Raw genomic sequence first — 23,900 nt, 5'->3', positions numbered from 1 at the left:
CCGTCGACCGGGCCGGTGCCTCGACCGGCCCGGTCACCCGTGGTCACGCCCGCTCGCCGTGCCGCCGCTCGCCGTGCCGCCGCTCGCCGTGCTGGCCGGCGACGGGCGTGCGACGCTGCCAACCATGTCGCACCACGGGCAGCACATCGCGCTGGCGCAGGCGTACGACGGGATCATCCGGGTCGTGGCCGACCTCGACGACGCCGACCTGCAACGGCCCACCCGCTGCCGGGGTTGGCTCGTCGCGGACCTGCTGTTCCACGTGGTCTGCGACGCCCAGCGGGCCCTGGTCGCGCTGGCCAGCCCCGCCGACGGTCCGCCCGACGTGGACGACGTGAGCTACTGGCGCGGGTTCCCGCCCGGCGGAGACGGGGACGGTGCCCGGCACGCGTGGTGGGCTCGCCGCTCCGCCGCCGCCTTCGACCGGCCGAGCGGGGTCGTCCGGCTCTGGACCGACACCGCCCCCGCCGCCGTACGCGCCGCCGGCGCGGCCGATCCCGACGGCTGCGTCACCACCCAGGGGCACGTGCTGCGGGTGCCGGACCTGCTCGCCACGCTGACCACCGAGGCCGTCGTGCACCACCTGGACATGGTCCTCGACCTGCCCGACGCGCCCCTGCCCGGGACGCTCGCCACGCGGGTCGCCGTGGCCACGATGGACGGCCTGCTCCGCGACGAAGCCGTCCGCCCGGCGGCATGGAGTGACGCGGAATACCTGCTCAAGGCGACCGGCCGGGTGCCGCTGACCGACCGCGACCAGCTCGAACTCGGCGAGGTCGCCGGCTGGTTCCCCCTGCTGGGCTGACCCGCGCGTCCTCGCTCAGACGATGGCCATGTCGACGAAGCGCGACAGGTGGAGCTGGGCCGCGACCGTCACCGTGTCGGTCGGACCATTTCTGTGTTTGGCGACGATGAAGTCCGCCTCCCCGGCCCGCGGCGACTCCTTGTCGTAGTAGTCGTCGCGGTGCAGCAGGATGACCACGTCGGCGTCCTGCTCGATCGAACCAGACTCGCGCAGGTCGGACAGCTGCGGCCGCTTGTCGGTGCGCTGCTCCGGGCCGCGGTTCAGCTGACTCACCGCGATCACCGGGCACTCGACCTCCTTGGCCAGCAGCTTCAGGCCACGGGACAGGTCCGCGACCTCCTGCTGCCGGCTCTCGGTGCGCTTCGGCGACGTCATCAGCTGGAGATAGTCGACCACGATCAACTTGAGGTCGTGCCGCTGCTTGAGCCGGCGCGCCTTGGCCCGGATCTCCATCAGGTTCATGCTCGGCGTGTCGTCGACGAAGAGCGGCGCCTCGCTGATCTCGCCCATGCAACGGGCGAGCTTGGTCCAGTCGTCGTCGGAGAGCTGACCGCTGCGCAGGACGTGCAGCGGCACCCGGGCCTCGGCCGAGAGCAGTCGCATGACGATCTCGACCTTGCTCATTTCCAGCGAGAAGATCGCCGACGCCTGGTTGGCGCGGATCGCAGCATTCCGGGCGAAGTCCATGCTGGCGGTTGACTTGCCCAGACCGGGCCTTCCGGCCACGATGATGAGCTGCCCGGCGTGCAGGCCGTTGAGGAGCCGGTCCAGGTCGGTGAAGCCGGTGGGGACGCCGGTCATCATGCCGCCCTGGGCGCCCACAGCCTCGATCTCGTCGAGCGTCGGCTGGAGCATGTCGGCGAGCACGGCGAAGTCCTCGCTGACGCGGCGCTCCGTGACGTCGTAGACCGCCTGCTGGGCGAGGTCGACGATGTCGTCGACGTCGCGGCTGCCGCCCTGACCAGTGCCGTAGCCCAGTTGCACGATCTTGGTGCCGGCCTCGACCAGGCGCCGCAGGACCGCCCGCTCGCTGACGATGCGGGCGTAGTAGGCGGCGTTCGCGGCGGTCGGCACGCTGGCGATCAACGTGTGCAGGTAGGGGGCGCCGCCGATCCGGACGAGGTCGCCGGAGTCGGCCAGCGCCGCCGCCACGGTGATCGAGTCGGCCGGCTCGCCCCGGCCGTAGATCTCCAGGATGGTGTCGAAGATGGTGGCGTGCACCGGCCGGTAGAAGTCGTTGGTCTTCAGGATCTCGACGACGTCGGCGATGGCGTCCTTGGAGAGCAGCATGCCGCCGAGGACGCACTGCTCGGCGGCGACGTCCTGGGGCGGGGTCTTGTCGAACTGTCCGTCACGCTGGGGCGGCGGGGAGGCCTGACCGCTGCCGGAGCGCGAGTCCGCCCGCATGTCGTCGGTGACCGACACGGGTCCCCCCTCCACTGCGTCGGATCCAAGGTCTGCTCTACCGCCGGGGTACGACAACCTCGACCTGCCGGTCGATCGGGGGTCATCGCACGGCCGGTCGGGGGCCCACCTTACGGAACCCGAGGTCAGCCCCTCAAGCACGGCGGTGGACGAGCCTCGGGACAACCTGTGGACGCCGGTGGACGAGTATGTGCGCAGGGTGTGCACAGCCTGTGGACAACGGCTGGGGAATTCTTCCGCACAAGCTCGTGGGCTGCGGAAACACAATCCCCACCCTGTGGACGGCAAGTTTTCGGTCGAACTGTCCAGTCGAACGTCCCGTACTATCTCCAGCGAACGGCTACACCTGGACAGCGGATTGCGCCATCGGTTGAGAAGGGTCACGCTCCGGCCGTGAGTTACCGGGACTGGGCACGCGGAGAGGATGGTCCGCGCGGGCGAGAGCCGGTCGCTCCCTGGGACGGTTTCGCCGACCCGTCACGCGTCGACCCCCACGACCACGACACCGGTCGGTTCCGCACTCCGAGCCGCCGGCGCGCCGCCGAGCGCGGCCAACAGGAGCCCGTCGACCCCTACCTGCCGCGCTGGGCGCTGGAGTCGGGCGTACGCAGCCCGGACGGGGGCGGCCGGCACGCCGCGCCCGACGACGAGGAGGACGGCGTCGAGCGCCCCCGGTCCGGTGGCGGCTGGCGGACCACGGAGACCGCGAGCAGTTGGCGCCGGGTCAGCGAGACCAGTTGGCACGAGATGCCGGCGGTGGACGCCACCCCCCGGTCGGAGCACACCGGGGAGTGGACGTTCGACCGGCCACAGGACCAGGGCTATTCGGGGCGCCGCCGGGCCGAGGACGACCCGGTGTCCGGAGCGGCGGCGCAGACCCGGCCGAGGCGCTTGCCGTCCAGCCGTCCGCAGGTCGTCTGGTCGGGGCTGGATGAGCCGGCCGACGTGGCCGCGCCGACGCCGACGTGGGAGGTCGAACGGCCCGCCCGCCGGAGCCGGCGGGCGGCGGAGGACGGGCCGGCGGTCGACCCCTGGGACCGGGAGGCGCGCCGAGCCGTGGAGTCCTCCCACCATCCGGCGGTGGACCCGTGGGACGCGTCCGGTGTGCACGCCTGGCGACCGGCCGGTGAGGTCGGCCCGTGGGACCACTCCGACGATGCCGGCCGGTGGGACCGGACCGACGCCACCGGCCGGTGGCACCAGCCGGACAGCACGGGCCAGTGGGAGAGACACTCCGACGGCGACGGATGGGACCGGACGGGACCGCCGCGCTCCGGCGGTGGCAGCGCGGAGGGCTGGCCCTGGCCCGGGCAGGACGACCGGGGCGAGGGCTTCTGGTCGGGCACCCGGCTGGCGGGCGACGACCCGCGGTGGATGGACCCGCCGGCGTCGGCCCCCCGTTCGCCGGTGGTCTCCTACACGGCCCCCCGACCGCGCACCGCGCCAGCACGGCGGGCGGCCGTCCCGTCGCGGGGTGCGACTCCGGCACCCGTACGCCGCCGGAGCGAGGTCGCCGGAGCGGCGTGGACCCGGCGCATCGAGGACGACCTGCTCGACCCGGATCCGGGCGGGCCGTGGCGGCCGCTGCTCTACACCGCCGCGTGCTACCTGGTGCCGGCGGTGCTGATCTTCTTCTGGCTGTTGACCCTGGACGGGCAGGCGCCGGCGGGTTGCGTCACCGACATCAGCGGCGGGGGCTGCGACTCGCCGCGGTCCCGGGCGCTGGGGTCGCTCGCGTCGGGCCTGCCGCGTTTCGGGGTGGCGCTGGCCAGCAGCCTGGTCGTGGCGCTGCTGCTGCGGCGGGTCGGGACCACCTGGCGTTCGGCCACGGTGGCGCTCGCCGCGGCGGTGGTCGGCGGCGGCCTCTCGACGGTCATGATCAGCGCGGTCACCGGGCAGCCGATCGGCTGACGCGGCGGCGGGGTCCCCGGCCGTCGCCCGGCGAACAGTCTCGCCCTGCCCACGGCGTCTCGTGTCACCCCGACCGTACGACGAGCGCGAGGCGCCGGCAGCGAACAGGGCCCGCACCGGTCGGTGCGGGCCCTGTCGTGGTGCTGGGGTGAGGTGTCAGCCCTGGACGACGTTGAGGTCGAACTTGGCGGTCACCTCGGGGTGCAGCTTGATCCGCACCGGGTAGGAGCCGGTCGACTTGATGTGACCGGGCAGCTCCAGCCGACGACGGTCGAGGACCGGGCCGCCGGCGGCCTTGACGGCGTCGACGATCTCGGCCGGGGTGACCGAGCCGAAGAGCCGACCACCGTCACCGGCACGGGCCTTCAGGCTGACCTTGAGGCCCTCAAGCTGGTCCTTCACCTCGTTGGCGTGGCCGAGGTCGCGGATCTCCCGGGCCGAGCGGGCCCGCTTGATGACCGTGACCTGCTTCTCCGCACCCTTGGTCCAGGCGATCGCGAAGCCCTGCGGCAGCAGGTAGTTCCGGCCGTAGCCGTTCTTGACCTCGACGATGTCGCCCGGGGCACCGAGGCCGGACACCTCCTGAGTCAGGATGATCTTCATATCGGTGCCTCCTCTCAGCGGGCCGTGGCGGTGTACGGCAGGAGCGCCATCTCACGGGCGTTCTTGACCGCACGGGCGATCTGCCGCTGCTGCTGCGAGGTCACGCCGGTCACCCGCCGAGCGCGGATCTTGCCGCGGTCGGAGATGAACTTGCGCAGCAGCGCGGTGTCCTTGTAATCGATGTAGGTGATCCCGTCCTTGTCGAGCGGGTTCACCTTCTTCTTCGGCTTGCGAAGTGCAGCGGCCTTGGCCATTGCTCGTGCTCCTGGTTTGCGATCGCGGGCGCTCGGCGCCATTAGAACGGGGGCTCCTCGTCGAAGTTGCCGCCACCCGAACCACCGCGCGAGGGTGCCGGTGCAGCCGAGGCCCAGGGGTCGTCGAAGTTGCCTCCGCCGCCGCCCTGGCCACCTCCACCACCGCCGCCGAAGCCGCCGCCACCGCCGCCGGAGCGGGACATCTTCTGCACCTTCGCCGTGGCGTAGCGCAGCGACGGGCCGATCTCGTCGACCTCGAGCTCGATGACGGTGCGCTTCTCGCCCTCGCGCGTCTCGTACGACCGCTGACGCAGCCGGCCCGAGACGATCACGCGGGCGCCCCGCTGGAGCGACTCGGCGACGTGCTCCGCCGCCTGCCGCCACACGGTGCACGCCAGGAAGAGCGGCTCGCCGTCCTTCCATTCGCCGGAGGCCTTGTCCATGAACCGGGGCGTCGAAGCGACCCGGAACTTGGCGACCGCCGCACCGGAGGGGGTGAACCGCAACTCGGGGTCATCGGTCAGGTTGCCGATGACCGTGATGGTGGTGTCTCCTGCCATGACCATCTCCTCGCGCACTCATCAGTTCTGCCGTACAGGCTCTCAGAGCCCTCCGACAGAGCCGATGAGGCTGATCCGGGTGAACCGGGTTGAATGCTTTAGCGCATCTCCGGCCGGATGACCTTGGTGCGCAGCACGGACTCGTTGAGCCGCAGCTGACGGTCCAGCTCGGCCACCGCTGCGGGCGTCGCCTGCAGGTCGATGACGGCGTAGATGCCTTCGGCCTTCTTGTTGATCTCGTACGCGAGGCGCCGGCGGCCCCACACGTCGGTCTTCTCCACCGAGCCACCCGCGGTCCGGATCACGTTCAGGTACGTGTCGAGCGACGGGGCGACGGTGCGCTCCTCGAGGCTGGGGTCGAGGATCACCATGACTTCGTAATGACGCAAGACGTGCTCACCTCCTGTGGGCTAAGCGGCCACGGTCCTTCCGTGGCAGGAGGTCGTGCGTCGTGGCCCACGCCGGTCCCGGGGGGACCCGGCCGGACGCGGACAACCGGACCAGGATACCCGGTCCGGACGATCATGCCCGGGGTGGTCGGGCGACCCGCCCCGGACAGCGTGCGACGGGGGCTCGCGTCGACGTCGGTGTCGATGCGAGCCCCCGTGCACGAGGCCGCGGGGCGTCCCGTCCGCATTCCTTGGGTGGGACCTGGGGAGGAACGACCACACCGATGAGGTTGGACCGGGAACGCCCCGCGGAGCTTTATCGTGTTGTTACCTGACGTTACAACGGCCCTTGACCCTTGTTGGGGTGAATGGCGGATTTCTCCGAAATTCTCCGCGAGCGGGCGTACCTCTCGCGGGGTCGGCCCCCGTCGCGCCGGGCCGCGCGACGGGGTGCCCCCGCTTCCCGGGCTGGACGGTCACTCCCCGGCGGGCCGGCCGGCGGCCGCCTCGCCCGGGAGCACCAACCGTGGATCCCACTCACATCAACGACCACCGGCGCCGGGAGGTGACGCGCCGACGGATCGCACTCCCCACCGCCGTCACCCCGGCTGTCGGCGCGGCGACGTAGGCTCCCGGGCATGCGTATCGGAGCCCACGTCGATTCGACCGACCCGCTGGCGGAGGCGACGGCCCGAGAGGCCGGGGCCGTGCAGTTCTTCCTCTCCGACCCGCAGGGGTGGAAAGCCCCGAAGCCCCGGGAGGACGCGGACAAGCTGCGGGCCGCGGACGTCGACCTCTACGTCCACGCGCCGTACGTCATCAACGTCGCGACCCTCAACAACCGGATCCGGATCCCCAGCCGCAAGCTGCTGATCGGGCATGCGCAGGCGGCCGCCGCGATCGGCGCGAAGGGGCTGATCGTCCACGGCGGGCACGTCAACGCCGGGGACGACGTCGCCGTCGGGTTCGACAACTGGCGCAAGACCTTCGCCTACGCGGCGGACTCCGGTGGCTTCGAGCTGCCGGTCCTGATCGAGAACACCGCCGGCGGCGACAACGCGTGCGCCCGGCGGCTCGACGCGCTCGCCCGGCTGTGGGACGCCGTGGGCGACTACGAGGTGGGCTTCTGCCTGGACACCTGCCACGCGCACGCCGGCGGCGAGGAACTGCTCGGGCTGGTCGACCGGGTCAAGGCGATCACCGGGCGAATCGACCTGGTGCACGCCAACAACTCCAAGGGCGCGTTCAACTCCGGCCAGGACCGCCACGACAACCTCGACGGCGGGACCATCGACCCCGAGCTGCTGGTGGCGGTGATCCGCGCGGCCGGCGCGCCGGTGATCGTCGAGACCCCGGGCGGCGTCGAGGGCCAGAGCGCCGACATCGCCTTCCTGCGTGACCGCCTCGGCGCGGAGAGCCCCGCGGCATGACCACCGACCAGTCCGCCGCAGGCGGCCCCCGCCCCGGCGGGTCGGCGTCGACCGGCGACGACATGCCGGCCGGCGCGACCGCAGGCCCGCCCACCCCGGGCGACTCCGCGACCACGAGGACCGCCGACCGGGCCGGCGCGGCGAGCGGTACGGGCGACACCCGGCCCACGGCCGACGCACCCACCAACGCCTCCGGGCACCCGACCGGCCCGGCCACGCCCTCCCGGCACCCGTCCGACGCGGCCGGCAGCACGGCCACACCCTCCGGAGGCGCATCCGACGCGGCCGGCAGCATCGGCATGACCAAGGTCGGCCAGGCCACGGACCAGACCGACCAGGGCGGGCGGGCCCGGTCGGACGGGGCCAGGGCCGGAACCGGGCCGGACAAGGCAGCGGCAGACGAGGCCGGCGCCAGCAAGGACAGCGCCGGCAAGGGCGGCGACGGCAAGGGCGGCGACGGCAAGCAGGCCCACGGTAAGAACAACGAGGGCAAGGAAGCCGACGGCAAGGACAAGGCCGGCACGGACAAGGAAGCCGACGGCAAGGACAAGGCTGGCAAGGGCAAGGACGGCGACGGCGGGGAGTCGGGGAAGCCGGACCGCTGGGCGGCCTTCGCGCCCGCGCCGGAGACCGTGCCGAGCCGGCCGCGACGCGCCGCCCGGGCGGTCGGTCGCCTGCTGATCCACGAGTGGACGCTCGCGACGCTCGGCTCGCTGGCGCTGGCCGTGCTGTTGACCTGGCCCACCCTGCGCTACCCGCTGCACACCCTCCCCCAGGACTACTGGGACCCCAGCCTGCAGGCGTGGCAGATGGCCTGGTCCGGGCACATCCTGCTGACCAACCCGGCGCAGCTGTGGCAGTCGAACGCCTTCTTCCCGGAGAGCTGGAGCTTCGCCTTCTCCGACACCCTGCTCGGGTACGCCCCGGCGGGCATGATCGGTACGGGCCCCGAGGCCGCCATCCTGCGCTACAACATCATGTTCGTGCTGGCGCACGCGCTCGCCACGCTCGGGGCGTACGCGCTGGCCCGCCAGCTCGGCGCGGGCCGGATCGGCGGCGCGGTCGCCGGGGCGAGCTACGCCTACGCTCCCTGGCTGCTCGCCCAGGCCGGGCACCTGCACGTGATCTCCAACGGCGGCATCCCGCTGGCGCTGGCCATGCTGGCCCGCGGGCACGGGTACTCGCTGCGGCACGGCTACCAGCCGGAGCGCCGGCACGACGGCTGGGTCTACGCCGGCTGGCTGGTCGCGGCCTGGCAGCTCAGCCTCGGTTTCGGCATCGGGCTGCCGTTCGCGTACTTCCTCGGCGGGACCGTGCTGGTGGCGGCCGTCACCTGGTTCCTGCGGCGCTGGGTGATCCGGCCGGTGAAGCGCCCGTTCGGTCGCCGGCTGCTGATGGCGGACCTGGTCGGCGGGCTGATCTTCGCCGGCGTCGGCGCGCTGCTGGCCATCCCCTACTTCAAGGTGGCGGAGCTGCACCCGCAGGCGGAGCGGACGATCGGCGACATCGCCATCTTCTCCCCGCCGGCGAGCGGCTTCTTCACCGCGCCCGGCGAGTCGCGCGTCTGGGGCGAGTTGCACGAGGGGGCGCGGGCGGCGCTGCCGTGGCACCCGGAGATGACCCTGCTGCCCGGGTTCGTGCTCTACGCCCTCGCCGCCGGCGGGCTCTTCTTCTCCGTCTGGAAGCTGCGCCACCGGCTGCTGCTGCTCGCCGGGGTGGTGGTGACCATGGTGCTCGCCATGGGCACCCGGTTCTTCGACGGCACCTTCACCTACGTGCCGCTCTTCGAGCACCTGCCCGGATGGAACGGCCTGCGCACCCCGGGCCGGCTGATGCTCTGGACGACGCTCCTGCTCGGGCTGCTCGCGGCAGGCGCGGTCAGCGCGTTCGCGGCCCGGGTGCGGGAGATCTCGGCCGAGCGGATCCCCTCCTGGCCGAGCCCGTGGTTGCGGCTGGCCACCCTGCTGCCGCTGGTGCTGGTGATCGCCGAGGGCCTGAACACCACGCCGCACCCGGTCGTGCCGACGCAGCCGGCGGCGATGCGGACCGTGGCCGGCCCGCTGCTGGTGCTGCCGAGCAGCCAGAACCTCGACCAGCCGGTCATGCTCTGGTCCACGACCAGGTTCCAGGACATCGTCAACGGGGGGAGCGGTTTCACGCCGCGCCAGCTCGACGAGGTACGCCGGGTTTCGCTCTCCTTCCCCGACCAGACCAGCGTCGACTACCTGCGGGTCCTCGGCGTCCGCAACGTGCTGCTGATGCGCGACCAGATCGCCGGCACGCCGTGGGAGGTCACGGTCGACGCGCCGGTCGACGGCCTCGGCATCACCCGCGAGGAGATGGGCCAGGTGGTGGTCTACCGGCTCTGACCCGGCTCGGTATGAGGGGGAGCCCAGTCGGCGCAGGAAACAAGCCGGACGTCGGCTGGGCCCCCCTCACCTGACGGCACCAGGCCGCCTCACGAGCTGCGCGTCTACGCGGTGGCGGGGTTCGGCTCGACGGGCACCGGGGTCCTGCGTCGCCACCGGTCGAGCCAGGGCGCGTCCGGCGCGCCGTCGAGCGGGCCGCCGTCCGGGTCGTCGGCGTACGTGGCCCGCACCGGGTCGAGTTCCGGCCGCAGGATCTCCCGCACGACCAGCACGCAGAGCACCACGACGGTGGCCAGGCGCAGCGTCGACGCCAGCACGAAGACCCCCTCCGGGAAGACCGGCTTGCTGGTCGACGCGCCGAGCAGTTCCCCGTAGAAGGCCGCGAAGTAGCAGACCTCCGCGATCTGCCAGGCCAGGAAGGCGCCCCACTTCGGGCGGGCGAGCACCACCAGCGGCAGCAGCCAGAGCACGAACTGCTGCGACCACACCTTGCTGAAGATCAGGAACGCGGCGACCACCAGGAACGCGAGCTGGGCCAGCCGGGGGCGGCGCGGCGCCAGCAGGCCCAGCGCGGCCACCCCGAGGCAGGCCAGCCCGAAGAGGGCGTACGACAGGGTGTTCAGCGTCGGGATGTTGACGTTCAGCCACTCGAAGGGCCCGAGGTCGGCGGGGTTGGCGCTGCCGACCTTCCCGTCCAGGTAGCGCCCGATGTACCAGAGGGTGCCCCAGTCGATCGGCCGGGTCGAGTTCAGCTCGAAGAAGCGGTCCCAGTTCTCCCGGTAGGGGACGGCGACCGGCAGGTTCACGGCGACCAGGGACACGAGGGCGGCGCCGAAGGCGGTGAGGGCCGCGCGCAGCCGCCCGGCGCGCAGCGCCAGCACCAGGATCGGGCCGAGGACGAACAGCGGCCACATCTTGGCCGCCCCGGCGAGGCCGAGCAGGACGCCGGCCGCCAGCGGCCGGCTGCGGGCCCAGGCGAACAGGCCGAACGCGGCGAGGCCGATGGCGAGCAGGTCCCAGTTGACCGTGGCGGTGAGCATCAGCGCGGGGGCGAGCGCGAAGAGGGCGGCGTCCCAGGGTCGTCGGCGGCGTAGGGCGAGGATCACCGCGACCGTGGCGACCGCCAGCGCGCCGAGCACCAGGGCGTTCAGGTTGTAGAACCACATGCCCTGGTTGAGCCCCGGGTCGTTCTGGCCGAGGGCGTGCACCGGCAGGCCGAGCGCGCCCATGAAGTAGCCGGTGAGCACCGGGTACTCGACGGGGTGGTCCCGGTAGGGGACCGCGCCCTCGTTGAGCCGCTCCGCGTAGTAGAGCGCCAGCACGTCCGTGTAGCAGAACCGGGTGTACTGCACGTTGTTCTGCCAGGCGCCGTCCTGGCAGGGCGACTTCTGCACCCAGTGCAGGGCCAGGGTCAGGCAGACCAGGGCCAGCACGATCCGGGCCGCCGTCCAGAACCGGCTCTCCCGCCCGGCGGGCCGGTCGAGCGCGACGGCGTGGTCGCCCAGCGGGCCGCCGATGACGCCGGAGACGCCCCGGACGAAGCCGTCGGACCGGGACGGGTGGTCGGCGGCACCGGCGTCGTCGATGCCTCGCGTCGGCTGCGTGCTCATGAAGGTGCATCCTGCCGTACGACCGGCCTCCGCGTCCCCCTCCGAAGACGACACGTCGGTACGCGAAACGCCGCCGTTCCCACCCGGCCGTGGACCGTCGCCGGGCTCGGTCGGGGTACCCGTGCCGCCGTTGTTCCCGCCGTTGTTGCCGCCGTTGTTGCCGCCCGGTGGGCAAAACAGCTCCAGCGGCCCGCAGTTCGGCTGGCCCCCGGGGGACGGCGGCGCGGGCGGGGCCTCGCCGTTGCCGGAGTTCGGGTCGCCGATGTTCGCCGCGGGCGGGAAGTCCTTGTGCTCCCGGTACTCCTTGCTGGTCTTGTGCGCCTCCTCCATGAACCGCTCCCAGATGTCACCCGGAAGGTTGGAGCCGCTGACCTTGGTCCGGCCGTCCTTGAGCAGCAGCGGTTCCCGGTTCTTCACGTTGCCGACCCAGACCGCGGTCGCCAGCTGGGGCGTGTAGCCGATCATCCAGGCATCGCCGTTGTTCGGGTTGTTCGGTTTGAGCTCCCACGTGCCGGTCTTGGAGGCGGCCTTGCGGCCGTCCTCCAGCCGGTGGTTGACCCGCGCCGGGTACTGCTCCAGCACCGAGGTGACATCGGCGACGACGTCCTTATCGATGCGTTGCTTCGGGGTGAGCTTCTCCCCGCCGACCCTCTTCCACTTCCCGGTGTCCGGATCGCGCTTCTGCACCGAGAAGAGGAAGTGCGCCTTGTTGTAGACGCCCCGATTGGCGAAGGTGGCGACGCCGTTGGCGTGGTCGAGGACGGTGATCGGGTACTGGCCGTAGCCGACCACGTGGAAGAACGGGTTCGGCGCGATCTTCTTCGGGTCGGTCTTGGTGAGGTCGTACGCCTTCTGCGGGCTGGTGTCCGTCCGCCACATGGTGGTGACGCCGGCGTCCGCGGCCGTCTTGATGACCTGGTCCGGCCCGATCTCCTGGGTCACGTGGTAGAAGGGCACGTTCAGCGACTTGAGCGTGGATTCCTTCAGGGTGCAGGAGTCACCGCAGTCGGGGTTGTCGTCGCCGGCGTTACTGACCTTGAACTGGGTGCCCTCCGGGGTGAACGCCCGGCCCTTCCAGCGCGACTCCAGTGCCTTCTCCGCCCGGAGTGCCGCCGCCAAGGTGTAGATCTTGAAGCTGGAGCCCGGCGGGTGCCCACCCGTGACGTTCCCGTTGGAGTCGGTGTTCTTGCCGGCATAGTCCGTGCCGGTGCCGTTGTCGCCGCCGTAGTAGGCGACCACCCGGCCGGTCTCCGGTTGGATCGCCACCACGGCTGCCATCAGGTTCTTCCGCTGGCCGTTGAGCTCGGAGCCCTTGGCCTTGCGCTGGGCCGTCTCGACCGCCGCCTGCTGGATCTTGGTGTCGATGGTGGTCTGGATGCGGTAGCCGCCGGACATCAGCGCCTGGGAGCAGAGCTTCTTCTCCTCGGTGACCTTGGACTCGTCGTCGACGCAGAGGCCCTGGTCCCGCATCTCCTGCTTGACATAGTTGATCACGTTGCCGTACGGCGTGTCGATGCCGTAGTCGATGCCGGCGCCGGTGTTCTTCGGGCTCCTCAGCGTCCTGGTCGGATAGTCGGCCGGGGTGGGCGCCGCCGGCTTGCCCGGGGCGTTCAGCCAGCCCTCGGCGACCATGCCGTTGATCACGTACTCCCAGCGGGACTTGGCGTCGGCGAGGTTGACCGCCGGGTCGTAGCCCTTGTGTCCGTCGCCGGCCTCCGGCTGCTTGATCAGCGCGGCGAGGACCGCGCCCTCGGCGACGGTCAGCTTGCTCGCCGACTTGCCGAAGTACGTCTGCGCCGCCGCCTCGATGCCGTGCGCGCCCCGCCCGAAGTAGATGATGTTCAGGTAGTGCTGCATGATCTCGGGCTTGCTCTTCTGGTCGTTCAGCTTGGAGGCGAGGATCGCCTCCTTCACCTTCCGGGCGTACGTGTCGTCCTTCAGGTTGTCGTAGGCGTTGCGCGCGTACTGCTGGGTGATCGTCGAGGCGCCCTGCTTGTCGCCCCCGGTGAGGTTGTTCCACGCGGCGCGGGCGATGCCCTTGTAGTCGACGCCGGAGTGGTTGTAGAAGTTCCGGTCCTCGGCCGCCGCCACCGCGTCCTGCACGTGCTGCGGGATCTGGTCGATGGTGACCAGGGTCCGGTTCTGCGTGCCGAGCTTGGCGATGACCGTCTTGTTGTCGAAGGCGTAGAGGGTGGTCGCCTGCGGCGGTGTGGTGTCCTCGGGGAGCACGACGTTCGTCGAGTAGTAGGTGAAGCCGACCACGCCGAGGCCGGCGAGCATGATGAAGACCGCGAAGGCGGCGATCAGCATGTTCACCCGCTTGCGCTTCTTCGCCCGGGCCGGGTCGCCCGCGCCGCGGCCGCCACGGCCGGGACCGGTCGGCCCGCCGGGCCCGCCGGGGCCACCCGAGACCGGGGAGACGCTCGCCCGCGCCGACGCCCGGCCGGCGACGCCGCCGACGGACGCCGACCCGACGCTGGCCCGCCCGGCCGAGGCGGCGCCGACCGCCGCCGCGCCGACCGTGGCGCGCCCGGCCGGTCCGCCGGCCGCCGGGGAGACCGGTACCGACGCGCGACCCGCGCCCGCCCGGCCCGCACCCGGCGCCGGGGAGACCGGGACGGAGGCCCGGCCGGGGCCGGCGCGGCCGACGGAGGCCGAACCCACCGAGGCGGAACCGACCGAAGCCGAGCCGGCGGCCGAACCGCCACGCGGCGGCACGGACGCCGAGCCGCCGACGGAGGCACGTCCACCGGCGGCCCGGGGCGCGACCGAGGCGCGGCCGGGCGGTGCCGTACCCTCCTGTGCAGCCGACCAGCCGCCCCCGCGGGCGTCACCGCCGGAGTCGCCGTGCTGGCCCGGAATCTGGGCCCGCCCGCGCGGGGAACTGGGATCGCCGTACGAGTTCATTCCTCACACCCTGCCGTCGCGGTGGGGCGCGGCTGCGCCGCCACCGGTTGCCGTGAGATGGGACACCCGACAGTAGCGGCACGCGCGTGCCGACCGACCGGTGTCATGTGTGAATCAATCGGGCCAATCAGACCAACGAGCGGTCGGTCACCCCGGGCGTGCGCGTTCCGGCCGGGGCCGGCCGATCGAGCCAGGATCACCGTTGTGCCTCTCGCCTCCGTCGACCGGCCGCGCGGGTGCCCGGGGCGGCCGCGCCGCCCACCGCGTCCTGCTCCGGCCCGCCCTCCGGGTCCCCGGCCAGCCCGTCCCGGCCGAGCAGGTACTGCTCGACGAGATGGTTCCAGTCACAGCCGAGGCACACCTCCACGACGAAGACCTGGAACTCACGCAGCGTCATCGCCAGCACGGGCAACTCGGCCAGCGTCCGGGCCTGGCCGGCCGACTGCTTGAGTTCGTCGCCGTAAATGTAGTGGACGCGCGTCAGGTTCTCGCTGCGGCAGATCGGGCACCGCTCGTCGGTGGGCTCCCCGTGGAAGCGAGCCGCGTTCTTCAGGTACGGCGACGCGTCGCAGACGTCGTACGTGCCGACCCGGCCGGCGAGGAGCTCACGCAGCACCGCTCGCTTCCGGAGCGAGTAGTCGACCACCTGGCGCTGCGTACGCATGCGGAGAAGGGTACGCGGTCTCGCCGGACGGGGCGACCACGGTGACGATGCGTGACGACGGGACCCCGGAACGGGGGTTTGCCCTGATCACGGTGATCCGCTAGCGTGCGATGTATCGGTCCGATACATCGCGGCGGTTTCCGCTCCGCGTAGAGGGTACAGAGAGGATGGCCCGTGCTCGAGCTCGCCATCCTCGGCCTCCTGCAGGAGTCTCCGATGCACGGCTACGAGCTGCGCAAGGAGTTGACCGCCAAGCTCGGCGCGATCAGGGCGGCGATCAGCTACGGCTCGCTCTACCCGACCCTGCGCCGGCTGCAGGCGGCGGGATGGATCACCGAGGCCGCCGAGACACCCGCCACCGCCGAGGAGGTTCCCGCGCTGACCAGCCGACGAGGTCGGGTGGTCTACAAAATCACCGCGGAGGGCAAGGAACGCTTCGCCCAGCTCATCGCACAGACCGGGCCCGAGACGTACGACGACACGGGCTTCGGGGTGCACTTCGCGTTCTTCGCCCGCACCGACCAGGCGACCCGACTCCGCATCCTCGAGGGTCGCCGGCGAAAGATCGAGGAACGTCGCGAAGGGCTTCGCGACGTGCTCGGCCGGGCGGCCGAGCGCCTCGACGCGTACACGCTGGAACTGCAGCGCCACGGCCTGGAGGCCTGTGAGCGCGAGGTCCGCTGGCTGGAGGAGCTCATCGCCAACGAGCGCTCCGGCCGTGCCCCGACGGTCCCGGCTACCGGGACGGCCGGCGGCCGACGAGAAGACAACAGCCCGCCTCCGCCTGGAGAGTCCAGGAAAGAGCGGCCGTGATGAAGAAGAAGGAGGCAGACGCTATGGGCTCCGTCCGCGTCGCCATCGTCGGTGTGGGTAACTGCGCCTCGTCCCTCGTGCAGGGCGTGGAGTACTACCGGAACGCCGACCCGAACGACCGCGTCCCGGGTCTCATGCACGTCACCTTCGGCGACTACCACGTCTCGGACGTGCAGTTCGTCGCGGCGTTCGACGTGGACGCCAAGAAGGTGGGCATGGACCTCGCCGAGGCGATCGTCGCCAGCGAGAACAACACCATCAAGCTCTGCGACGTGCCGCCGACCGGCGTCACCGTGCAGCGCGGCCCGACCTTCGACGGTCTGGGCCAGTACTACCGCGAGATCGTCGAGGAGTCCGACGCCACGCCGGTCGACGTGGCGCAGGCGCTGCGCGACGCGCAGGTCGACGTCGTCGTCTCCTACCTGCCGGTCGGCTCCGAGCAGGCCGACAAGTTCTACGCCCAGGCCGCGATCGACGCCGGCTGCGCGTTCGTGAACGCCCTGCCGGTCTTCATCGCCTCCGACCCGGAGTGGGCGAAGAAGTTCGAGGACGCGGGCCTGCCGATCGTCGGTGACGACATCAAGAGCCAGGTCGGCGCCACGATCGTGCACCGCGCGCTGGCGAAGCTCTTCGAGGACCGCGGTGTCGAGCTGCTGCGCACGTACCAGCTCAACTTCGGCGGCAACATGGACTTCATGAACATGCTGGAGCGCAACCGGCTGGTCTCGAAGAAGATCTCGAAGACCCAGTCGGTGACGTCCCAGATCCCGCACGAGATGAGCAAGAGCGACGTGCACATCGGCCCGTCGGACCACGTGCCGTGGCTGGACGACCGCAAGTGGGCGTACATCCGCCTGGAGGGCCGTTCGTTCGGTGACACCCCGCTGAACGCCGAGCTCAAGCTCGAGGTGTGGGACTCGCCGAACTCGGCCGGCGTCATCATCGACGCCGTCCGCGCCGCGAAGATCGCGCTGGACCGGAAGATCGGCGGCCCGATCCTGTCGGCCTCGTCCTACTTCATGAAGTCCCCGCCGGTGCAGTACGCCGACCACGACGCGCACGCCGCCGTCGAGGCGTTCATCGCCGGCGAGGTCGAGCGCTGACGCGCTGACCACCAGCACCACCGAGGGCCGGGTCCGCGGGGACCCGGCCCTCACCGCGTCCGCGCGCTCCCTGCGAGCCGTGCCCGTGGCGTCAGGACCACGCGCGCCGCAGGGCGACCCCGGCCTCCAACTCCAGCAGGTTCACCTTGCGCTCCAGCCCGCCGCCGAAGCCGACCAGTTTGGCGCCCGCCCCGACGATCCGGTGGCAGGGCACGAGCACCGGGATCGGGTTGCGGTTGCAGGCCACCCCGACCGCGCGGGCGGCACCCGGATCGCCGAGCCGCCGGGCCACCTCGCCGTAGGTGAGCGTCTCCCCGTACGGAATGCGGGTCATCTCCCGCCAGACGCCGCGCTCGAAGTCCGAACCGCCCGGCACCGCCAGCGGCACCGCGAACTCGGTCAGCTCGCCGGCGAAGTATGCCCGCAGTTCCGCCACCGCCTGCCGGGCCACCTCGTCGCCCGGCTCCTCGACCGCCCCCTCGACCCGACCGAAGTGGGTCCGGCGCACGTTCGCCCCGTCGGTGGCGACGGAGAACTCACCGATCGGGGAGTCGAGCACGGTCCAGCGCATCCACCCATTGTCCCCGGCGGGCCGACACCATCTCGCCCCAGCCCCGAACGACCCGACCGGCGCCGGCGGCTCAGATCAGGGTGAAGCCGAGCAGCAGGGCGCCGGCGCTGAGGCTGGCGCCGCCCGCGACGGTCAGCCAGATCAGCTTGTTGGGCTTGGTGTCCTGCGGGCGGACCATCGAGAGGAAGAAGCCGAGCGGCATCAGGATCGGCGCGGCCACGAGCAGGGTGCGGATGAGCGTGCGGGTGCCGTCGGACGCGTCGGCCTGGTCGACGTAGGGCAGCACGGCCAGCGCGAAGAGGACCAGCACCCCGGCGTGTGCGTGGCCGGCGGTCCACAGGCCCCGGCGGACGGGGTTGTCGAGGTAGCCGGCCTTGCGCCGGGTCAGGTGCATGAGCAGGGTCAGTCCGCCGTACGCCACCGTCACGACGGTGATCAGCAGGATGCCGGCGGTGGTCAGGGTGGCCGAGGACATGGGCACCTCCGTCTTGTCGATGTCAAGATTGGCCCAGCGGACCCAATCTTGTCAACAGCTAGATTGGCCGTTTCGATTCGCCGGACACCGGTCGAGTTCCGAGCTGCCGGTGGCGCGGAACCCACGGTCGGACCGCGCCGCCTGCGCGTGCCGCGGCACGTTGCGCCGCATCGATACCGTGCGGTTCGTGGCCACGGGGACACTGATCTTTCTCATCATCGGTGGGGCGGGCGTCGCGGTGCTGGCGCTCGCCCTGCTCGGCACCGAGCTGCTCCACTTCGGCGGCCCGGACTTCGACGGTCCCGTGTCGGTGGAGGCGGTCGCCGGGTTCGCCGGGGCGCTCGGCTTCGGCGCCGCGATCGTCAACGAGCTGCTCGGTGGGCGTACCCCCGCGATGATCGCGGCGGCGTTGGCCGGCGGCGTCGTCGCGGCCGTGCCCACCGCGTGGGCGGCGTCCCGGCTGAGCCGGGCGGCCCGCGACATGCGCACCGACCCCACCCCCACCCGGCAGCACCTGGTCGGCGCGCTCGGCCTGGTCGTCACCCCGGTGCCCGCCGACGGATACGGCGAGGTCCGGGTCCGGGTGGCCGGCCAGCCGGTCAAGCTCAACGCCCGCGCCGACCGGCCGATCCCGGTCGGCGCCCAGATCTTCGTGGTCGAGGCGCTCAGCGAGACCAGCGTGCACGTCGAAACCTACTGAACCCCCTCACAGCAGATCGGGACGGTCGTATGTTCCTTCTCATCGCCATCGGCGGCGCGGTCCTCCTCGTCCTCGTGCTCGTGTTCTTCGTGCTCTCCCGGATCAAGGTCGCCGGGCCGAACGAGGCGTTCATCGTCACCGGCCGCAAGGGCCGCACCACGCAGACCGCCGACGGCGGCCGGTCGACCGACATGTCCGGGCAGAAGGTCGTGCTCGGCGCCTCGGTCTTCGTCCTGCCGGTGGTGCAGAAGCTCCAGTCGCTCGACCTGTCCAGCCGCCGGATCGACGTCGGCATCCGTGGCGCGGTCAGCAAGCAGGGCATCCGGGCCGACCTGCACGGCGTCGCCATCGTCAAGGTCGGCGGCACCGAGGACGCGATCCGGGCCGCCGCCCAGCGCTTCCTGCACCAGCAGGACGAGATCGACAACTTCACCCGGGAGGTGCTCGCCGGCGCGCTGCGCTCGATCGTCGGGCGGCTCACCGTGGAGGAGGTCATCCGGGACCGGGCGGCGTTCGCCAGCGCGGTCGCCGAGGAGGCCGAGCACTCGATGACCAACCAGGGCCTGGTGCTGGACACCTTCCAGCTCCAGGACATCCTGGCCGAGGGCTCCTACCTGCAGGACCTGGGCCGGCCGGAGGCGGCCCGCGTGCTCAAGGACGCGGCCATCGCCGAGGCGCGCGCCCGCCAGCAGGCCGAGCAGGAGCGGCTGCTCGCCGAGGAGGCCATCGCCGAGGCCAACCGGAACCTGTCGCTCAAGCAGGCCGCCATCCAGGCCGAGATCGACGCGGCCAAGGCCAAGTCCGCGGCGGCCGGGCCGCTCGCCCAGGCCGAGCGGGACCAGGCGATCCTCTCCGAGCAGCAGAAGGTGGCCGAGCGCAACGCCGAGCTCAAGCAGCGCCAGCTCGACACCGAGGTGCGCAAGCCGGCCGACGCGGCCCGGTACAAGGTGGAGCAGGAGGCCGAGGCGGCGCGCAACGCGGCCGTGCTGAACGCCGACGCGCAGCGCCAGGCCGTCATCGCCGCCGCCCAGGCCGCCGCCGAGCAGGCCCGGCTCACCGGTGAGGGCGAGCGGGCCCGCCGGGCCGCGCTGGCCGAGGCGAACGCGATCGAGGGCGCCAAGGAGGGTGAGGCCGAGCAGCGCCGCCGCTCCGCCATCGCCGAGGCGGTCGAGCGGGAGGGCGCGGCCGAGGCCGCGGCCATCCTGGCCAAGGGCCAGGCCGAGGCCGAGGCGATGGCCCGCAAGGCCGAGGCGTTCGCGGCGTACGGCGAGGCGGCGGTGCTGGACCTGCTGGTCAAGGTGCTGCCGCAGGTGGTCGAGGCGGCCAGCGCCCCGATCGGCGCGATCGACAAGATGACCGTCATCTCCACCGACGGCGCCTCGTCGCTGACGAAGTCGGTGGCGGGCAACGTGGCCCAGGGGCTCCAGCTCGGCAGCGACCTGACCGGGATCGACCTGGCGGGGCTGCTCGCGAAGCTCGGCTCGGCATCGGCCTCCTCCGACAACGGCAGGCCGCCGGTGGCGGGCACCGCGGTCGAGACCGTCGAGACCCGCTGACGCCACGGCGGCGGAGCAACAGGGCGCCGTCCCCGGTCGGGGGCGGCGCCCTGTTCGTCCTCCGGGCCAGCGCCGGGGCAGCGGACCCGGCTACCCGACGATGCCCTCGTCTCGCGCCCAGCGCAGCAGCTCCGCCTCGGCCTCGTCGCGGTCCAGCGGGCCGCGCTCCAGGCGCAGCTCCTTGAGGTGCTTCCAGGCCCGCCCGACCACCGGCCCCGGCGGCACGCCCAGCAGCTCCATGATCGCGTTGCCGTCCAGGTCGGGCCGGACCCTCGCCAGATCCTCCTCGGCGGCGATCCGGGCGATCCGCTCCTCCAGCGCGTCGTAGTCGGCGGCGAGCTGGGCCGCCTTGCGCCGGTTGCGGGTGGTGCAGTCCGAGCGGGTCAGCTTGTGCAGGCGCGGCAGCAGGTCGCCGGCGTCGGCGACGTAGCGGCGCACCGCCGAGTCGGTCCACTCGCCCCGGCCGTAGCCGTAGAAGCGAAGGTGCAGCGCGACCAGGGCGGTGACCTTGGAGGTGATCTCCTTGGGGTAGCGCAGCGCCTTCATCCGGGCCTTCGTGAGCCGCGCGCCGACCACCTCGTGGTGGTGGAAGCTGACCCGGCCGTCCGAACCGACCGCCTTGGTGGCCGGCTTGCCGACGTCGTGCATCAGCGCGGCCATCCGCAGGATGAAGTCCGGCCCCTCGGTCTCGTACGAGACGGCGTTGCTCACCACGGTGAGGGTGTGCTCGTAGACGTCCTTGTGCTGGGCGTGCTCGTCGATCTCCAGCTTCAGGCCGGTCAGCTCGGGCAGGAAGCGCTCGGCGAGCCCGGTGTCGACCAGCAGCCGCAGCCCGGTGATGGGGTCGGCGCCGCAGAGCAGCTTGGTGAACTCGTCGCGGATCCGCTCGGCGGTGATCCGGTCCAGGTCGGCGGCCATCCGGGTCATCGCCGCGTGGACGTCGGGATGCACCGCGAAGCGCAGTTGGGCGGCGAACCGGGCCGCGCGCAGCATCCGCAGCGGGTCGTCGCCGAAGGACTCACCGGGGGTGCCCGGCGTGCGGATCACCTTCGCGGCGAGGTCGTCCAGCCCGCCGTGCGGGTCGGTGAAGCGGTGCTCGGGCAGGCTGACCGCCATCGCGTTGATGGTGAAGTCGCGCCGCCGCAGGTCCTCGGCGAGGTCGGTGCCGTACTCGACGACCGGGTTGCGGCTGACCTGGTCGTACGACTCGGCGCGGAAGGTGGTGACCTCCAGCCGCAGCCCGTCGCGCTGGCACCCGATGGTGCCGAACTCCCGCCCGGTCTCCCAGATCGACTCGGCCCAGCCGCGCACGATGCGCAGGGTCTCGTCCGGGTGCGCGTCGGTGCAGAAGTCGAGGTCGTCGCCGAGGCGGCCGAGCAGGGCGTCGCGTACCGAACCCCCCACCAGGTGCAGCTCGTGGCCGGCCCGGGCGAACCGGCGGCCCAACTCGTCGGCGACCGGGGAGACCCGGAGCAGTTCGGCGACGGCGTTGCGCTGCGCGGCGGTGAGTTCGCGGCGGTCGGCGGCGTGGGGAGCGGAGGCTTCGGACATGGGAGCGCCAGACTATCGGTCCCGGCGGGGATGCGGTCCGCCGGGCGCGGGTAACGGGTGGCCGTTGACTATCGTCTGTGACGTGCGGGCCCGTGCCCGGCTCGGACGTACCCCTCTGCCTTGGAGGCGAGAAGATGAGCGGCGGTCTCTACCGCAGCGCGAACGCCGCACAGGGCGGCGCCGCGCCCGGCCGGCCGTCGGACGGCGCCACGTTCATCTCCGCCGAGCCGCTGAACCAGCCGGCCATGGAGTCGACCGCGCCGCCGCAGGAGCAGGTGGCCGAGGCCAGCGCCGCGACCAACAGCGCGGTGATGGCGATCGGCAGCCTGGTCAGCCGGGGCACGGGCTTCCTGCGCACGCTGGTGCTGACCGCCGCGCTGGGCGGCGCGCTGGTCGGTGACGCGTACACCACCGCGCAGATCCTGCCCGGCATGGTCTACGAGTTCCTGCTGGGCGGCATCCTCACCAGCGTGCTGGTCCCCGTACTGGTGCGCCGGCGCAAGGCCGACGCCGACGGCGGTCAGGCGTACGCCCAGCGGCTGCTCACCCTCGCGGTGGTCACCCTGGCCGGGGCCGCGCTGCTCGCGGTGGTCGCCGCACCGCTGCTCACGATGCTGTACGCCAGCGACCAGCGCGGCGAGCACTACCAGGGGCTGGTCACCAAGCTGTCGTACCTGATGCTGCCGATGATCTTCTTCACCGGCCTCAGCGCGCTGGTCAGCGCGGTGCTCAACACGCGGGGGCACTTCGCCGCGCCGATGTGGGCGCCGATCCTGAACAACCTGGTGGTGATCGGCACCGCCGGGCTCTACATCGCCATCTTCGGCGCGGAGATCATCCGGCCGGAGCAGATGACCCCCGGGCGGATCGTGTTGATCAGCGGCGGCACGCTGCTCGGCGTCGCCATCCAGGCGGCGGGCCTGCTGCCCGCGCTGCGCAGGGTCGGCTTCCGCTGGAAGCTGCGCTTCGACTTCCGCGAGCTGGGCCTGCGCGAGCTGGGTCGCCTCGGCGCCTGGATGTTCTGCTACGTCGCGGTCAGCCAGATCGGCCTGATCGTGCTGTTCAACCTGCTGAGCCGCGCGGGCGACGGCGACGCCGGTGCGATGATCTACAACAACGTCTTCCTGTTGTTGATGATGGCGCACGGCATCATCGCCGTCTCGATCATCACGGCGCTGATGCCCCGGATGAGCGCGGCCGCGGCCGACGGCCGGTACGCGGACCTCGCCGCCGACCTGTCCCGGGGCACCCGGACCGTCTCGGCGGTGCTCGCCCCGATCGCGGTCTGCTACGCCGTGCTGGCCACGCCGCTGTCGGTGATGCTCTTCCGCTACGGCGCGTTCAGCGACGACAACGCCTCCGACACGGCGCTGGTGCTGCTGGTGGCCGCGGTCGCGCTGGTGCCGTTCGCGGTCAGCCAGCTGTTCACCTTCGCCTTCTACGCGCTCCCCGACACCCGGACGCCGGCGCTGATCAACATCCCGGTGGTGGCGCTGCGGATCGGTGTCCAGATCATCCTCTTCGCCGCCTTCGCCGCCCACTTCGCGGCCGCCGGCATGATGATCGGCAACGCCGTCTCGTACGTGGCCGCCGCGATCGCCTCCGCCTGGCTGCTCCGTCCCCGGGTCGGCCGGATCGGGCTCGGCGGGATCATGCGGACGCTGGGCCGGGTCGCGGTCGCGGCGCTCGGTGCGGCGCTGGTCGGCCTGCTCGTGGTCGCGCTGCTGCCGGGCGACGACACGCCGACCCGCCTGGAGGCCGTCGTCCAGCTCGTGGTCGGCGGCGCGGTGATCGGCGGGACGTACCTCGGGCTGGCGACGGTGCTGCGGATCGGCGAGATCACCGAGGTGGTCGGCATGGTCCGCCGCCGGCTGGGCCGCTGACGGGAGCCGGCGGGCGCAGTCCCCGGCCTGTGGATGGTCCACACGCTCTGTGAACGAGGATCACCAGCCTGGGGATGCGCCTGTGGATAACTCTGCGATTCACCGCTCAGCGACCAGATGGCCCTGTGGATAACCAACCGTACGGCTGAGTATGGCGGCACGGTCGGCGGGAAATCCGGCAGCGTCGGCGTCGCCGCCGCACCGGTCCGGCCCCTCCGGCGGGCACTTGCGGCCAACCTCTAGATTGGCCAGTACATGTGCCAGCAACGTGGCTGACAACGGTCGCAACCGGACAAGTGGATCACCTGCTGGCAGCACGGG

The 23,900-nt window shown here is 72.0% G+C and carries 19 protein-coding genes and 1 pseudogene; 9 read left to right on the top strand and 11 right to left on the bottom strand.

Annotation, left to right across the window (positions count from 1 at the left end; genetic code table 11):
* Positions 1-805, top strand: an 805-nt coding sequence (locus ACSNOB_RS13525; RefSeq protein ID WP_436686951.1) for a maleylpyruvate isomerase N-terminal domain-containing protein, incomplete at its 5' end; no start/stop codon positions are given.
* A 15-nt stretch (positions 806-820) separates the two neighbouring features.
* Here ACSNOB_RS13525 and dnaB read toward each other — a convergent pair.
* The gene (dnaB, locus tag ACSNOB_RS13520) at positions 821-2,212 is read right to left on the bottom strand and encodes a replicative DNA helicase (RefSeq protein WP_436686955.1); all 1,392 of its coding nucleotides are present in this window, start codon (positions 2,210-2,212) and stop codon (positions 821-823) included.
* Positions 2,213-2,623: 411 nt separating this feature from the next.
* On the opposite strand from dnaB, the gene ACSNOB_RS13515 reads away from it, so the two are divergent.
* Positions 2,624-4,141, top strand: a complete 1,518-nt coding sequence (locus ACSNOB_RS13515; RefSeq protein WP_436686950.1) for a hypothetical protein — start codon at positions 2,624-2,626, stop codon at positions 4,139-4,141.
* A 156-nt stretch (positions 4,142-4,297) separates the two neighbouring features.
* Here ACSNOB_RS13515 and rplI read toward each other — a convergent pair whose 3' ends face one another.
* The 4 genes from rplI to rpsF all read right to left on the bottom strand — a co-directional run bounded on the left by rplI (position 4,298) and on the right by rpsF (position 5,947).
* Positions 4,298-4,744: a 50S ribosomal protein L9 gene (rplI, locus tag ACSNOB_RS13510; protein WP_091100601.1), complete on the bottom strand. Its 447-nt coding sequence runs from the start codon at positions 4,742-4,744 to the stop codon at positions 4,298-4,300.
* A gap of 14 nt (positions 4,745-4,758) precedes the next feature.
* Positions 4,759-4,998 (bottom strand): 30S ribosomal protein S18, encoded by a 240-nt coding sequence (rpsR, locus tag ACSNOB_RS13505; protein ID WP_007073789.1) that lies wholly within the window; start codon positions 4,996-4,998, stop codon positions 4,759-4,761.
* Between the two features lie 41 nt (positions 4,999-5,039).
* Positions 5,040-5,576: a single-stranded DNA-binding protein gene (locus tag ACSNOB_RS13500; RefSeq protein ID WP_172896610.1), complete on the bottom strand. Its 537-nt coding sequence runs from the start codon at positions 5,574-5,576 to the stop codon at positions 5,040-5,042.
* Positions 5,577-5,656: 80 nt separating this feature from the next.
* Positions 5,657-5,947, bottom strand: a complete 291-nt coding sequence (rpsF, locus tag ACSNOB_RS13495) for a 30S ribosomal protein S6 (protein WP_121397433.1) — start codon at positions 5,945-5,947, stop codon at positions 5,657-5,659.
* A 638-nt stretch (positions 5,948-6,585) separates the two neighbouring features.
* Between rpsF and ACSNOB_RS13490 the strand changes: the two genes are divergently transcribed.
* Both ACSNOB_RS13490 and ACSNOB_RS13485 read left to right on the top strand, forming a co-directional pair.
* The gene (locus ACSNOB_RS13490; RefSeq protein WP_436686949.1) at positions 6,586-7,377 is read left to right on the top strand and encodes a deoxyribonuclease IV; all 792 of its coding nucleotides are present in this window, start codon (positions 6,586-6,588) and stop codon (positions 7,375-7,377) included.
* Positions 7,374-9,746, top strand: a complete 2,373-nt coding sequence (locus ACSNOB_RS13485; protein ID WP_436686948.1) for a hypothetical protein — start codon at positions 7,374-7,376, stop codon at positions 9,744-9,746. Before ACSNOB_RS13490 ends, ACSNOB_RS13485 begins: the two co-directional genes overlap by 4 nt.
* A 104-nt stretch (positions 9,747-9,850) precedes the next feature.
* Here ACSNOB_RS13485 and ACSNOB_RS13480 read toward each other — a convergent pair whose 3' ends face one another.
* The 3 genes and pseudogenes from ACSNOB_RS13480 to ACSNOB_RS13470 form a co-directional block, all read right to left on the bottom strand.
* Complete coding sequence (locus ACSNOB_RS13480; RefSeq protein WP_436686954.1) at positions 9,851-11,356, bottom strand: glycosyltransferase family 87 protein; 1,506 nt, start codon at positions 11,354-11,356, stop codon at positions 9,851-9,853.
* A gap of 411 nt (positions 11,357-11,767) precedes the next feature.
* A pseudogene (locus ACSNOB_RS13475) lies at positions 11,768-13,636 on the bottom strand (transglycosylase domain-containing protein); the annotation flags it as partial.
* 823 nt (positions 13,637-14,459) lie between these two features.
* A complete protein-coding gene (locus tag ACSNOB_RS13470; RefSeq protein WP_436686947.1) occupies positions 14,460-14,927 on the bottom strand; it encodes a DUF5318 domain-containing protein in 468 nt (155 codons plus the stop codon).
* Positions 14,928-15,101: 174 nt separating this feature from the next.
* Here ACSNOB_RS13470 and ACSNOB_RS13465 point away from each other — a divergent pair, with 174 nt between their 5' ends.
* Together ACSNOB_RS13465 and ACSNOB_RS13460 are read left to right on the top strand one after the other, a co-directional pair.
* On the top strand, positions 15,102-15,740 hold the full coding sequence (locus ACSNOB_RS13465) for a PadR family transcriptional regulator (RefSeq protein ID WP_393108346.1): 639 nt from the start codon (positions 15,102-15,104) through the stop codon (positions 15,738-15,740).
* A gap of 23 nt (positions 15,741-15,763) precedes the next feature.
* Entirely contained in the window at positions 15,764-16,843 is a 1,080-nt protein-coding gene (locus tag ACSNOB_RS13460; protein ID WP_091100579.1) for an inositol-3-phosphate synthase, read from the top strand.
* Between the two features lie 91 nt (positions 16,844-16,934).
* Here the strand turns inward: ACSNOB_RS13460 and ACSNOB_RS13455 are convergent, their stop codons facing one another.
* Complete coding sequence (locus ACSNOB_RS13455; RefSeq protein WP_393108342.1) at positions 16,935-17,414, bottom strand: methylated-DNA--[protein]-cysteine S-methyltransferase; 480 nt, start codon at positions 17,412-17,414, stop codon at positions 16,935-16,937.
* A gap of 70 nt (positions 17,415-17,484) precedes the next feature.
* A complete protein-coding gene (locus tag ACSNOB_RS13450) occupies positions 17,485-17,889 on the bottom strand; it encodes a hypothetical protein (RefSeq protein WP_436686946.1) in 405 nt (134 codons plus the stop codon).
* Between the two features lie 178 nt (positions 17,890-18,067).
* On the opposite strand from ACSNOB_RS13450, the gene ACSNOB_RS13445 reads away from it, so the two are divergent.
* Positions 18,068-18,589: a hypothetical protein gene (locus tag ACSNOB_RS13445; protein WP_393108336.1), complete on the top strand. Its 522-nt coding sequence runs from the start codon at positions 18,068-18,070 to the stop codon at positions 18,587-18,589.
* Positions 18,590-18,618: 29 nt separating this feature from the next.
* Positions 18,619-20,145, top strand: a complete 1,527-nt coding sequence (locus ACSNOB_RS13440; protein WP_436686945.1) for a flotillin family protein — start codon at positions 18,619-18,621, stop codon at positions 20,143-20,145.
* 90 nt (positions 20,146-20,235) lie between these two features.
* On the opposite strand, the gene ACSNOB_RS13435 is transcribed toward ACSNOB_RS13440, so the two are convergent.
* The gene (locus tag ACSNOB_RS13435) at positions 20,236-21,696 is read right to left on the bottom strand and encodes a CCA tRNA nucleotidyltransferase (RefSeq protein WP_393108332.1); all 1,461 of its coding nucleotides are present in this window, start codon (positions 21,694-21,696) and stop codon (positions 20,236-20,238) included.
* A gap of 134 nt (positions 21,697-21,830) precedes the next feature.
* Here ACSNOB_RS13435 and murJ point away from each other — a divergent pair, with 134 nt between their 5' ends.
* Positions 21,831-23,579: a murein biosynthesis integral membrane protein MurJ gene (murJ, locus tag ACSNOB_RS13430; protein ID WP_436686944.1), complete on the top strand. Its 1,749-nt coding sequence runs from the start codon at positions 21,831-21,833 to the stop codon at positions 23,577-23,579.
* The last annotated feature ends 321 nt before the right edge of the window (positions 23,580-23,900 follow it).

Source organism: Micromonospora sp. URMC 106 (genome assembly GCF_051386395.1).
In the GTDB taxonomy this organism is placed as follows: Bacteria; Actinomycetota; Actinomycetes; order Mycobacteriales; family Micromonosporaceae; genus Micromonospora.
The sequence above is the reverse complement of the archived record's forward strand: the minus strand, read 5'-3'. Positions and strand labels throughout refer to the sequence as shown.